Origin of the sequence: Bacillus sp. JJ1127, assembly GCF_036965845.1 — a bacterium.
GTDB lineage: Bacteria > Bacillota > Bacilli > Bacillales > Bacillaceae_G > Bacillus_A.
In genome coordinates this window covers 1-12,233 of the sequence record NZ_JBALQK010000001.1, presented here as the reverse complement: position 1 = coordinate 12,233, position 12,233 = coordinate 1, and the positions used below count along the sequence as shown (strand labels likewise).

Below are 12,233 nucleotides of genomic sequence, written 5' to 3'. Positions count from 1 at the left end.
AAAGAGGGGTTTTATGTCTTTTTTTAATTGATGTATAGATAACAGATGCTTTTATTTTTTCAATGTTTTATGATGAATAGGGAGAAAAATACATATAAAGGGGAAATTAGTATGGATCCTGTCCAAGAAACATATAAAATGGTGCGTTATCAAGCTGGCGTATTTTCCGAACAAGCTGATGAAATTGTTACAGAATCTCCTATAACGATTAAATTAAACGGTGAAGAATATGTCACAGTTGTATGCACTCCAAATTATATAGAAGATATGGTAATAGGTTTTTTAATTTCTGAAGGGATTATTTCTTCCTATAAGCATATCGATGAATTATGGATACAAAAAGAACAAGGAATCGTTCATATCAAAGCAACACAAATCAATCCACTTTATCAAACTTTATATAACAAACGATACGTTACCTCCTGCTGCGGAAAAAGTAGACAAGGGTTTATTTTTGTCAATGATGCAGCGAAGGCAAAGAATTTACATGATATACATGTAACAATTACTCCTGAAGAATGCTTTCATTTAATGAATACCTTACAACAATCTTCTACTACATTTCGTCAAACAGGCGGTGTTCATAATACAGCTCTGTGTGATCGGAATACCATTCTCCTATCAAGAATGGATATTGGAAGGCATAACGCATTAGATAAAATATACGGACATTGTATACGCAACAACATATCTGTCAAAGGAAAAATTATCGCCTTTAGCGGTCGTATTTCATCTGAAATTTTACTAAAAGTTTCTAAAATTGGCTGTGAAATTGTGCTATCCAAATCCGCTCCAACAAAATTAGCATTACAACTTGCTCAAGATTTAGGCATTACGGTTGTTGGTTTTATTCGTAATCACTCTTGCAATATTTATACACATCCAGAACGGATTGAAGGGTATCAATCCGAAGAAGAATGACTCCTTTACATAGGAGTCATTTTTAGTTATAAAAATGTAATATATTTAACTATTGAATAGTTAATGAAGTTAATATATAATTTCATTACATAAAGTGAAGCGCTAAAACAAATGAGGACACATATCCCTCGCATATATCTTTTTATTCTTTTACAAATTAAGAAAGAATAAGCACAGAATATGTTCGTGAATACACAGTAAGTATTCTATCAATATAACCATCCGACTCTTATGGATTGTAAATCTCTACTTTAAGGAGCTTTTCCTATAGAGCAGGATAAACTGAGGAGGTTACCGATATGGAAATTCGTTTATTAACAAAAGAGGATGCAAAAATTTATTTAAAAGTTTGTATGGAAGGCCTAATAAAGAATCCGGAAGCCTTTAGCTCCTCTTATGAAGATGTGCTAAAACAAGAAGATCCTGTTGCTGCAATGGCAAAACGTTTAGCTAATCCTAATAAGTATACAATCGGTGTCTTTACAGATAACGATTTAATTGGAATTGCCACTTTAGAAACAAAGCCGCTCATTAAACAAGAACATAAAGCAAAAATCGGTTCTGTATATGTCTCTCCAAAAGCTCGTGGTCTTGGGGCTGGGCGAGCTTTAATCAACGCCATAATTGAAAATGCTCATAAACTACATGTAGAACAACTCATGCTGGATGTTGTTGTTGGAAATGAAGCTGCGAAAAAATTATACGAATCACTCGGCTTTCAAACATATGGTTTTCAAGAACGTGCGTTAAAACATAACGGACAATATTGGGATGAAGAACATATGATTTTATTTTTAAATAACTAACCCTATATAGATTTCCTTAAAAGCATCTTTTTCATATAAAGGTGCTTTTTTTCTTACAACAATGTAATGTTCACGTCACCTTTATCGATCGTTCTCTCTTAGCTTCTTCGTTATACTAAAAATACGAAATGACAATAAGGAGATAACAGATGAAAAAAATGATGGAAGTATTCGAAGTAATAGTAAACGAAAAATATGTATATATTCATTTTGATTTTTGAGCATATAAGTCGCTGCTATGAGGAACCAAAAGTGACCGCTACTTATTTTCTCTCTTTGTTTTCACTTGGCATGGGGCTAAAAAAGGAGCTGACCGCTTCTATGCATGGGTGGATTCGCTCTCCCACCTATATATATTCCAGTTTGATTTTCCGACATATAAATCACGGCTATGAAAATAAAAAGAGAGCTCCACTTGTTTTATCCTTTTGGTTTCACACGGCATGAGGCTAAAAAAGGAGCTGACCGCTTCTATGCATGAGTGGATTCTCTCTCCCTATATATATTCCCGTTTGATTTTCCGACATATAAATCACGGCTATGAAAATAAAAAGAGAGCTCCACTTGTTTTATCCTTTTGGTTTCACACGGCATGGGGCTAAAAAAGGAGCTGACCGCTTCTATGCATGAGTGGATTCTCTCTCCCATCTAAAAGAAAGGTTTTGTCGATTTTTCAATTTGTACTTACGTAGCAATGGAATTAAATTACTAGTTAAAGGAGAATGCGAGATGAAACAGAATAAACATTTTATCTTTCTAATTTGTGGTACAGTAATTGTAACATCTGGGTTAGCAATTCTTCCTTGGTTTATTGTTTAACACTTCTATCATTTTTTGATCCGTTATCCCTCCCTAACTAGAATTCTGTATGCGCTCTTGTTAAGGAAAAATAAAAAAGCTAGTTGTTTCTCAAAAGAAACGACTAGCTTTTTTCATCTATTATAAAATCCCAAAAAATTTATTAGCACACTTCACAATGATTAGCATAGATACTGCAATACACATCACAATAGCATTACGCTCTTGCTTTTCTTTTTGTAAACGTTCTTCTTTTTTATTCACGTGTATAGTCCCCTTTATAACAAAAAAGTGTGAGATAGGAAACTTTTCTTATCCGATGCGAGGTGAATACGAAAATCCTCACTATCCCACATACACAATAGAATGGAATTGTCATTTTATAAATAAAATGACATGACGTTATGTCGCAACATAGGGTATTTTGTGTCGCTACATGTTCTATTATAAAAAAGAGTTTTGCAAAAGTAGTGCATTTTTTATGTCAATTGCTTTGGTAGAAAAAATCCAATCACATAAACAGAGTTTTTTATCATTTTCATGTAAACTATACAAGGTAGAATGAATTTTTTGGGGTGCACAAAAATATGATAAAAATTTTATTAGTAGATGATGAAGAACGCATGTTGCGATTATTAGATTTATTCCTAAGTCCACGTGGTTATTTCTGTATGAAAGCCACGTCTGGAGTTGAAGCTCTTGAACTAATTCAACAAAAAGATTTTGACATCATTTTGCTAGATGTCATGATGCCCAAGATGGATGGATGGGAGACATGTTACCAAATCCGTCAAATTTGTAATGTTCCCATTATAATGCTAACCGCCCGTAATCAAAATTACGATATGGTAAAAGGACTCACAATGGGCGCTGATGACTATATTACAAAGCCATTTGATGAACAAGTACTTGTTGCAAGAATTGAAGCAGTATTGCGACGGACAAAAAAAGATGGGTTTGTTAGCTTTAATGGCATTGAATGGGATAAAACAAAGCATGCGGTTACTGTTTACGATGAGAAAATTTCACTTACACCGATTGAGTTTTCATTATTAGGACTGTTTTTACAAAACACAAACCGCGCTTACAGTCGTGATGATTTAATCGAAAAGATATGGGGATATCAAACAGACATTGAATATCGTACTGTTGATTCACATATCCGAAATATTCGCGATAAATTACGAAAGAAAGGCTTTCCTGTCGAAGAATATTTAGAAACTGTCTATAAAGTAGGCTATAAATGGAAAAGTGAATAATTGCTTTGGTCAGTGGGAAAATGAAAAACCCCCACTGATTAAAGTTTCACTTTATATACAATAAAGGTACGGTGAAACAATGAACAAACTTTCACTCAAGATTGGTACATACTTTTTAATATTAGCTTTATGTATTGAAGCAATAGCTTTTTTCTCTTGTCACAGAAGCCTTACTAATATGCGTATCGCTGAAGAAACAAACTCCCTTTTAGATAAAGGAAATCGTTATCGTAATGTTATTGAAAAATCTATGAAAAAAGGACATGCGCCGCGTGTTATTGAATATGTTGCTGAAATAGAATCTCACTCTAATTCAGATACAACATTAGTCATAACAGACACCAATGGAAAAATCTTGTCTGCTTCAGATCTTGTAACAGAAGATATGAAGAAACAGCTTGCTTGCAAAATAAAATCTATTTCAAGAAACGGAACAACAACTGAGAAAGACTGGAAACAGTCTAAATTCATTTCAACTGCAAGTCCAATTATTATTAATGGACACGTTTCTGGATATGTACATATGTTTTTAAATACATCCTTCTTAGAAAAAATGATCCTTCGTTTAACAAATCAATTTATTATTGTCGGGATCGTAACCCTTCTTTTAACTACAATTTCTGTCTTTATCTTTTCTCGCGTCATTACCGATCCACTCATTAAAATGAAACGGGCAACAGAAGGAATGTTAAAGTTAAATAAACCAATTAAATTAGGCATTAAACGCAATGATGAACTTGGTAGTTTAGCGACAACTATTGAAGAATTATCTAGCGAACTAACCTATATGAAAAAAGAGCGAAATGAGTTTCTTGCTAGTGTTGCACATGAATTATTAACTCCGCTTACTTATATGAAAGGCTATGCGAAGGTTGCAAAAAGGGATTCTTTATCGAAAGAAGAGCGCGAAGAATATTTACAAATTATCGAGGATGAAACTGACAGTATAACAGAACTTGTGCAAGATTTATTTGACCTTGCTCAACTAGAGCAGCATCAATTTATTATTAAAAAGCAAAGAGTATCGATTCAACCATTTCTCGAAAAAATGATTGAAAAAACAAAAACAACACTTACAAAAAAAGAAATGCAAATTCAATTGCACTGTAAGGGTAATTTGGAAGTTTATATGGATGAACGGCGAATGGAACAGGTAATGTTAAATCTATTACATAACGCTTATCAACACTCCCATGAGCAATCCATGATTACAATCAGTGTGCTTAAAAAGGAGAATACTTTTACTATATGTGTACAAGATGAAGGAGAAGGTATTCCAAAAGAAGACATTCCTCATATTTTCGACCGCTTTTATCGAGTTGATAAATCTAGAACTAGAGCTACAGGTGGTAAAGGGATTGGATTAGCTGTTGCAAAAGAAATTGTAGAACTACATCATGGATCTATTCACGTAAAAAGTGAATTAGGAATTGGAACAGAATTTATAATTGAATTACCATTTGAATAGTATATACACTACATCATCAGTGGCCCTATAAAACTGCTGGTACTATTATTTGAATAACTAATATCTGCTCACAAAAGGTCAGAAAAACTTATAAGTCCTACTCATATAAGCTGACCTTTTGAAATTATTTTTATTTCAATATAAAATATAAATACAACTGGAAACGATTTGGAGGATGATATAATTGGAAATCCATGTATTAACAAAGCAAGAGGCCGAAATTTACTTAGAACTTCGTGTAGAAGGGTTAAAACAAAATCCGGAAGCTTTTAGTTCCTCTTATGAAGATATTATTAATAAAGAATGTCCAATTGAATATAAAGCACAAAAATTAGCACAAGATGAAAACTACACACTTGGTGTATTTAAAGATGATAAGCTAATTGGAGTTGCAACATTGGAAACGAAACCATATGTAAAACAAGAGCATAAAGCGAAGATTGGTTCTGTATATGTATCTCCAAAAGCACGTGGACTTGGAGCAGGAAAATCTCTTATTAAAGAATGTATTGAACTCGCAAAAAAATTAGAAATAGAGCAAGTCATGCTTGATGTTGTTGTTGGAAATGATGGTGCAAAAAAGCTTTATGAATCATTGGGCTTTAAAACATTCGGTGTTCAAGAACGTTCGTTAAAATATAATGGTCAATATTGGGATGAAGAACACATGGTTTTATTCTTAGATCAAGAGAAATAATAAAAAAATCCTCGTATACTTGAGGATTTTTTTATGCTGTAAACCACGCATTATATAATAATTGAATAGCCTCTTTAATCTCTACCTCTAATAAAACGGCAAAGCCTACATTTACAACTGAACAAATATGAAATGTCAAAAGAGGTCGTACTAAACTTACAACCTCTTTTTATCATTTAACAGGAATTGTCCCGTCTTCTAGCAAATACAATTACACTAACAATAAAAAATAGGAGTGTGGTTAAATGAAAAAAATTGGCACTGCGCTACTATTCACCTTTCTTATCAGTGGATGTGCAGCAATGCAACAAGACTCCAAAACTCAAAAAAAAGAAATCATTGAAGCCTCAAATCCTCAAACAAATGCACCTTCATTTTTCCACCTTAGCGTCTTAAAAGATGTGAATTGGGAAGAAAGCCCTTCATTTGTAGAAGGTAAAACTCCATTAAAAGGAATCGAAGGAAAAATCGCAATTGCAGATAGCTCGTTTACTTCGAACGAAAAAATGGAACATATGTGGTTTTTTCTCGATCCGCAAATGCCAACCGGAAAATTCTCCATTATTGCTTTAAAACAAGGGTCCACCACTCCAACTCCTGTACTCTTTTTAAATGAAAATTCCGAAAAAAATTGGACAGCACCAAATCAAATCCAACCTGATATAAAAGAAATGCCCCTGCTTATGTCACTACCGTCTTCTGGGTTATGGTTATTAAATGTATATGTAAATGAAAAATATTACGAGCAACTTGTTATTAACGTAGAATAAAGTGACAAATCTTCATTTGTTCCTTACAACAATGTAATTTCTACGTCACCTACTTCGATAGTTACATCTTTTGCTCTCCCTTATACTAAAAGTAAGAACTGAAACAAAAACTGAGGAGAGATGAGAAATGAAAAAAGTAATGGAAGTTGTAGTTGCAGTGTTAGAAGTTTTCGCAAATGGAAAGCAAGTTGCAATGGAGTTGAATCAATAATGCTACGAGAAATAATGATTATTCATATTATCAAAAAATAAACGGAGATACGATTTCCTTATTATTTTAATTTCTTATCTCCCCAAAAAAACAGTGCCTTCTTTTGTAAGAAGGCACTGTTTTTTTATGATTCATAATTTGGCATTTTTGTAATTTGCGCTACCCCTGATTCAATTGCTGCTTTTGCTACTGCAGCTGCAACACTTGGGACAACTCGTTTATCTAGCGGATTCGGAATTACATAGTTTTCATTACGTTCTTCATCAGTAATGATGTTAGCGATTCCATACGCTGCCGCTAGCTTCATTTCTTCTGTGACATCTGTTGCACGTACATCTAATGCACCACGGAATATACCAGGGAATGCTAATACATTGTTCACTTGGTTTGCATAATCAGAACGTCCCGTTCCAACAACAGCTGCTCCAGCCTCTAGTGCTTCTTCTGGGAATATTTCTGGTACTGGATTTGCCATTGCAAACACAATTGGATTTTTATTCATTGTCTTCACAAGCTCTTTTGTTAATACGTTAGGGGCAGATACACCGATAAAAATGTCTGCACCGTCAATCGCTTCTTTTAATGTTCCACGTACAAATTCACGATTTGTTTGTTTCGCAATCTCGATTTGTGCAGGGTTCATCCATGATTCTTCTTCACAAACGATACCTTCTAAACTTACTAACGTAATATGCTCGGCGCCTGCTTTTAATAACAATTTACCAATTGCAATCCCTGCAGAACCAGCACCATTAATAACAATCTTCACTTCATCCATCGTTTTATTTACTACTTTTAACGCGTTAATAACTGCCGCTAAAACAACAATCGCTGTTCCGTGCTGATCATCATGGAACACTGGAATGTTTGTTTCTTCTTTTAAACGCTTTTCAATTTCAAAACAGCGCGGCGCTGCAATATCTTCTAAATTAATCCCTGCAAATGTAGGTTCTAAATTTTTAACAATGGTTACGATTTCATCTACATCAGTCGTTCCAAGACAAAGTGGGAATGCATCGACATTCGCAAACTTTTTAAATAAAATACTTTTTCCTTCCATAACAGGCATAGCTGCTTTCGGTCCAATATCACCTAATCCAAGTACTGCCGTTCCATCTGAGACAACCGCAACCATATTACCGCGCGCTGTATAGTCATAAGCTGTTTCTTCATCCGCTGCAATCGCCTTACAAGATTCTGCTACGCCCGGTGTATATGTCAAACTTAAATCATCAGCTGAATTCACTTCTACTTTACTTGTAATTTCAATTTTCCCTACCAATTCTTTATGAAGCAATAACGAACGTTCTTTAATTTGACTTTCTAACATATAAATAAACTCCTCCTAATTTGACAAGCTAGCTACGTTTTTACATAGCTAGCTTGTATGATGATAAATTATGAAAACATTTTTAATAAAATTGTTGCAGCTACAACCATTGCAGCTCCGCCTAAACGCGTTGAAATTTGTGCAAACGGCATTAATTCCATACGGTTTGAAGCTGATAAAATCGCAACGTCGCCTGTTCCACCTAATCCACTGTGACATCCAGTTACAATTGCAGACTCAACTGGGTACATTTTCATAACTTTCCCAACAATAAAACCAGTCGTGATCATTGTTATTACCACTGATGCGCACACCGCAACATATCCAACTGAAAGAACAGCTGCTACATCTTTTAACGGAATGTATAACAATCCTAAACCAACCATTAATGGCCACGTTAAGTTTGTTGAAATAAATTTGTATAAGTGATACGCACCTTGCTCCATTTTTGCTGGCATTAATTTAAAGTATTTCACAAGTGCTGCTGAAAAGATCATAATGATTGCCCCTGGAATACCAATAAATTTAGAAGCAAGTCCACCGAAAATAAAGAACGTACATGCAATTAATAAACCTGCTCCCATTAATGAGAAGTCAATTGGTTTTTCTGTATTTTGTTCTTTTAATAAGTCATCTTGATTACCTGTTTTTACTAATATACCATTACCGCTAAGTTCTGGTTTTTGCTCACCTAATCGTTTCATATATCCAGCGCCTACAATCGCAAACATATTTCCGATAACCGCTGCTGGAATAAGCTGAGATACAAATGTTGCTGATGATTGATTTAAAATCTCACTGTAAGCTAAGGAAAGTGGTAAAATACCTTCTCCGATACCACCGCTCACAATTGGTACAATGATAAAGAAGAATGTTCTCTTCATTTCAAATCCAAATAATGATCCAACTAATAATCCAACCGCAATTGAAGCGAGTGTTCCTACAACTAACGGAATAAACATACGAATAAACCCTTGTACTAACACTTTACGGTTCATTCCTAAAACACTTCCGACTACTAAACAAGAAATGTATAGATATAAAAAGTTCGATTTTTTCATTAACATATTCGCAGCATTCATTGACGCTGGGTTCATCCAGTTAAAGAACACAAGCAATGAAGGAATAAATAACGAAAGAATTGCTGGTCCACCAATGTTCTTTAAAATTGGAATTCTCATTCCGATATCGCCTAAGAAAATACCCATAATCATAATAACTGCAAATCCGCCAATCATATCCGCAGGCAACTTATTATATACAGATGCTGCGTAAATAACCGCTGCTAGTACAACATATAACGGTAAAGGTATAACACCGATTTTAATATTCATTATTTTAGAAGCGAAAGATTCTTGCTTTGGTTCTGTTCCCTCTACAGATGACATCGCTTCCATATTGTTTTGAATCCCCATATGGCACCCCCTTATATTCTTATTTACAATATTAAAACGCTTCCAATAGGAAAAATAGTTTTTGTAAGTTTTGTAACTAGTTTTGTAATTAAAAAAAGCATAAGCGGCTTATATAAGCCGCTTATACATACAAATCTATTTTCTTATGGTCAATGCACCTTAGTTTACTTACCGGTCTCCCTACATGTTGATAAACCATTTCATTTTCTAAAACTCCAATTTCAGTTAAAAACATTACATACTTTCGAATAGAAACCCTTGAAATTCCCACTAATTGTGCCATTTCATCTGTTGTAAAAGCTTGCCCATGAAGCAATTCAATTTGGTTCCATATTAACTGCAACGTTTGCTTTGTTAATCCTTTTGGAAGTTCTTGATTTGTGTAGGGTTCTACTTTTTCTTTTTGTAAAATTAGTGTATCTAATTCCGATTGGCTAATCTTTTGTTGTTCTTTCATAAATTTAAATTTCTCTCGGTATGCGGTTAATGCCTCTTTAAATCGTTCAAAGGTAAATGGTTTAATTAAATAGTCTACAACTCCATATTGCAATGCTTTTTTTATACTTCCCATATCATGTACAGCTGAAATCATCATAATATCAATTTCCTTTTCTTGATTCCGAACATACATTAACAACTCAAAGCCTGTATCTTCAGGCATAAAAATATCAAGTAATATGAATTCTACATGGGATTTTTCTAGTATCCCTATCGCTTCTTTTACAGAATGAGCTACATGAACAAGTTCAAATCCTCCTACTTGTTCTAAATAATGCTTATTTAGCATTGCTACCATCGGATCATCTTCCACAATCAAAACTTTAATCATCTTTGTATATCATCCCTACTTTTATATGGTATTTCAATTGTTATTGTCGTTCCCTTTCCTAACAATGAATGAAAATAAATTTCCCCATCTATTCTCTTTATACTTTCATTTACAAGATATAAACCATAGCCCCGATTATCTCCTTTTGTGGAATATCCTTTCATGAATATTGTATTTAATTTATCTTTTTCTATTCCGGTTCCCGTATCTTGTACTGTAATTATTAATCTATCTTCATAACGAATCAAAACCTGGACCTGCTTCTTTTCACAATTCATTACTGCATCTACTGCATTATCAATTAAATTTCCTACAATAGTAATAAGTTCATGAATAATACTTTCATCATTTGTCTCTGGCAAATAAGAATCTTCACTTACAATCAGCTGTATATTCTTTTCTCTCGCATAACTAAGTTTACCAAGCAAAAATCCAGCAAATACAGGATTTTTAATTTTCCTCATAATCCCGCCGATTTCATATTGATGCTCTGATACCATACTACTCACATATTTCTGTAATTCTTCATACTGTTTCATATGTGTAAGTCCTAATACGACATGCATTTTATTCATAAACTCATGGGATTGCGCTCGCAATGCTTCTGCGTACAGCCGAATACCTGTTAATTCCTCCGCTAATTTTCTAATTTCTGTTTTGTCACGAAACGTCGCAATTGCACCAACTATTTCCCCTTTCACATATAGAGGAACTCGATTTGTAACAATTGTAATGCCATAAATATTCTGTTCTTCATGTAATTGCGCTTCCCCCGTTTGTAAGACTTCTTTTATACGTGAGTTCGGCATATATAGTTCAACATCTTTACCAATAAAATTTTCTTCAAGGCCGCTTTTCTTAAATAACCGTTTTGCTTCATTATTGATTAAAGTAACCCTCGCCTCTTTATCTACGGCAATAATTCCTTCTTTTACAGATTGTAGCATCGTATCTCTTTCTTCTAAAATTTTTACAATTTCATGCGGCTCAAGGCCAAATAAAATGTTCTTAATATGTCTAGCTAATAATATTGCTCCTATAATCCCAACTAATATTCCGACACCAACGCCAATATAAATAATATGTCTACTTTCCTTGACTCTTTCTTGTACATTGTCAGCTGAAATTCCAACAGCAACTGCACCAATTTGTTCTCCCGCTTCAGAAAAGATGGGTACAAATACTCGCATTGAAGTCCCTAAAGTTCCTTTAGCCAAAGACACATGTTCTTTTCCCTTTAAAGCTATCCCTTCATCTCCTCCAACAAAATGCTGACCTATTTTGTTTGGATCTGGATGTGACTTTCGAATTCCATTCATATCCATAACGACAATGAACTGAACACCTGTATTTTTTAATAGCCTGTTCGTATACGTTTGAATTTCAGTGACATCTTCTCTGCCCGTTAAACCTTCGATTACAATTGGCGAGTTTGCTACAATATGTGCAATCGTTTTTGCTTTCTCGGCTTGGCTTTCTTCTGTCGTACGCTCAACGTTATGACTAATTAAAACATCTGTTACAAGTAAAGAAAGTATAACGACAGTACACACTAAAAATGTAATCGTTTTCCATAAACTTAATAGCCTTTTTCTATTTCTCATCCCATCAGTGACTCCCTATTTCTTCTACACTACTTGAATTATTTTACTTAATTTTTTTATACATATAATACTTCTTTAAATATATAAATACATTTTAATTTTTCGCCATCTAAATCCTTGCTATG

11 protein-coding genes are annotated in these 12,233 nt (G+C 34.0%); 6 read left to right on the top strand and 5 right to left on the bottom strand.

What is annotated here, in order from left to right:
• The first annotated feature begins 111 nt into the window (after nucleotides 1-111).
• Both fdhD and V7183_RS00050 read left to right on the top strand, forming a co-directional pair.
• A complete protein-coding gene (fdhD, locus tag V7183_RS00055; RefSeq protein WP_255257248.1) occupies nucleotides 112-921 on the top strand; it encodes a formate dehydrogenase accessory sulfurtransferase FdhD in 810 nt (269 codons plus the stop codon).
• 299 nt (nucleotides 922-1,220) lie between these two features.
• Nucleotides 1,221-1,727 (top strand): GNAT family N-acetyltransferase, encoded by a 507-nt coding sequence (locus tag V7183_RS00050; protein WP_097896565.1) that lies wholly within the window; start codon nucleotides 1,221-1,223, stop codon nucleotides 1,725-1,727.
• A gap of 939 nt (nucleotides 1,728-2,666) precedes the next feature.
• Here V7183_RS00050 and V7183_RS00045 read toward each other — a convergent pair.
• Nucleotides 2,667-2,789, bottom strand: coding sequence for a hypothetical protein (locus V7183_RS00045; protein ID WP_097896567.1), 123 nt, complete (start codon nucleotides 2,787-2,789; stop codon nucleotides 2,667-2,669).
• A 323-nt stretch (nucleotides 2,790-3,112) separates the two neighbouring features.
• On the opposite strand from V7183_RS00045, the gene V7183_RS00040 reads away from it, so the two are divergent.
• From V7183_RS00040 to V7183_RS00025, 4 genes are all read left to right on the top strand, one after another.
• Complete coding sequence (locus V7183_RS00040; protein WP_097896568.1) at nucleotides 3,113-3,784, top strand: response regulator transcription factor; 672 nt, start codon at nucleotides 3,113-3,115, stop codon at nucleotides 3,782-3,784.
• 79 nt (nucleotides 3,785-3,863) lie between these two features.
• Entirely contained in the window at nucleotides 3,864-5,252 is a 1,389-nt protein-coding gene (locus tag V7183_RS00035; RefSeq protein ID WP_335358327.1) for a sensor histidine kinase, read from the top strand.
• A gap of 184 nt (nucleotides 5,253-5,436) precedes the next feature.
• The gene (locus tag V7183_RS00030) at nucleotides 5,437-5,949 is read left to right on the top strand and encodes a GNAT family N-acetyltransferase (protein WP_335358326.1); all 513 of its coding nucleotides are present in this window, start codon (nucleotides 5,437-5,439) and stop codon (nucleotides 5,947-5,949) included.
• Between the two features lie 245 nt (nucleotides 5,950-6,194).
• The gene (locus V7183_RS00025) at nucleotides 6,195-6,719 is read left to right on the top strand and encodes a DUF4871 domain-containing protein (RefSeq protein WP_335358325.1); all 525 of its coding nucleotides are present in this window, start codon (nucleotides 6,195-6,197) and stop codon (nucleotides 6,717-6,719) included.
• 335 nt (nucleotides 6,720-7,054) lie between these two features.
• Here the strand turns inward: V7183_RS00025 and V7183_RS00020 are convergent, their stop codons facing one another.
• The 4 genes from V7183_RS00020 to V7183_RS00005 all read right to left on the bottom strand — a co-directional run bounded on the left by V7183_RS00020 (nucleotide 7,055) and on the right by V7183_RS00005 (nucleotide 12,108).
• Nucleotides 7,055-8,260, bottom strand: a complete 1,206-nt coding sequence (locus V7183_RS00020) for an NAD(P)-dependent malic enzyme (protein ID WP_335358324.1) — start codon at nucleotides 8,258-8,260, stop codon at nucleotides 7,055-7,057.
• 68 nt (nucleotides 8,261-8,328) lie between these two features.
• Entirely contained in the window at nucleotides 8,329-9,675 is a 1,347-nt protein-coding gene (locus tag V7183_RS00015) for a 2-hydroxycarboxylate transporter family protein (protein WP_097896578.1), read from the bottom strand.
• A gap of 121 nt (nucleotides 9,676-9,796) precedes the next feature.
• Nucleotides 9,797-10,504, bottom strand: a complete 708-nt coding sequence (locus V7183_RS00010) for a response regulator (protein WP_335358323.1) — start codon at nucleotides 10,502-10,504, stop codon at nucleotides 9,797-9,799.
• Nucleotides 10,501-12,108, bottom strand: a complete 1,608-nt coding sequence (locus V7183_RS00005; protein ID WP_335358322.1) for a sensor histidine kinase — start codon at nucleotides 12,106-12,108, stop codon at nucleotides 10,501-10,503. Before V7183_RS00005 ends, V7183_RS00010 begins: the two co-directional genes overlap by 4 nt.
• Nucleotides 12,109-12,233 lie beyond the last annotated feature (125 nt).

Excerpts from the sequence above, each read along its gene's own strand:
- fdhD (WP_255257248.1), top strand. The coding sequence starts at position 112 with ATGGATCCTGTCCAAGAAACATATAAAATGGTGCGTTATCAAGCTGGC.
- V7183_RS00050 (WP_097896565.1), top strand. The coding sequence starts at position 1,221 with ATGGAAATTCGTTTATTAACAAAAGAGGATGCAAAAATTTATTTAAAA.
- V7183_RS00040 (WP_097896568.1), top strand. The coding sequence starts at position 3,113 with ATGATAAAAATTTTATTAGTAGATGATGAAGAACGCATGTTGCGATTA.
- V7183_RS00035 (WP_335358327.1), top strand. The coding sequence starts at position 3,864 with ATGAACAAACTTTCACTCAAGATTGGTACATACTTTTTAATATTAGCT.
- V7183_RS00025 (WP_335358325.1), top strand. The coding sequence starts at position 6,195 with ATGAAAAAAATTGGCACTGCGCTACTATTCACCTTTCTTATCAGTGGA.
- V7183_RS00020 (WP_335358324.1), bottom strand. The coding sequence starts at position 8,260 with ATGTTAGAAAGTCAAATTAAAGAACGTTCGTTATTGCTTCATAAAGAA.
- V7183_RS00015 (WP_097896578.1), bottom strand. The coding sequence starts at position 9,675 with ATGGGGATTCAAAACAATATGGAAGCGATGTCATCTGTAGAGGGAACA.
- V7183_RS00010 (WP_335358323.1), bottom strand. The coding sequence starts at position 10,504 with ATGATTAAAGTTTTGATTGTGGAAGATGATCCGATGGTAGCAATGCTA.
- V7183_RS00005 (WP_335358322.1), bottom strand. The coding sequence starts at position 12,108 with ATGAGAAATAGAAAAAGGCTATTAAGTTTATGGAAAACGATTACATTT.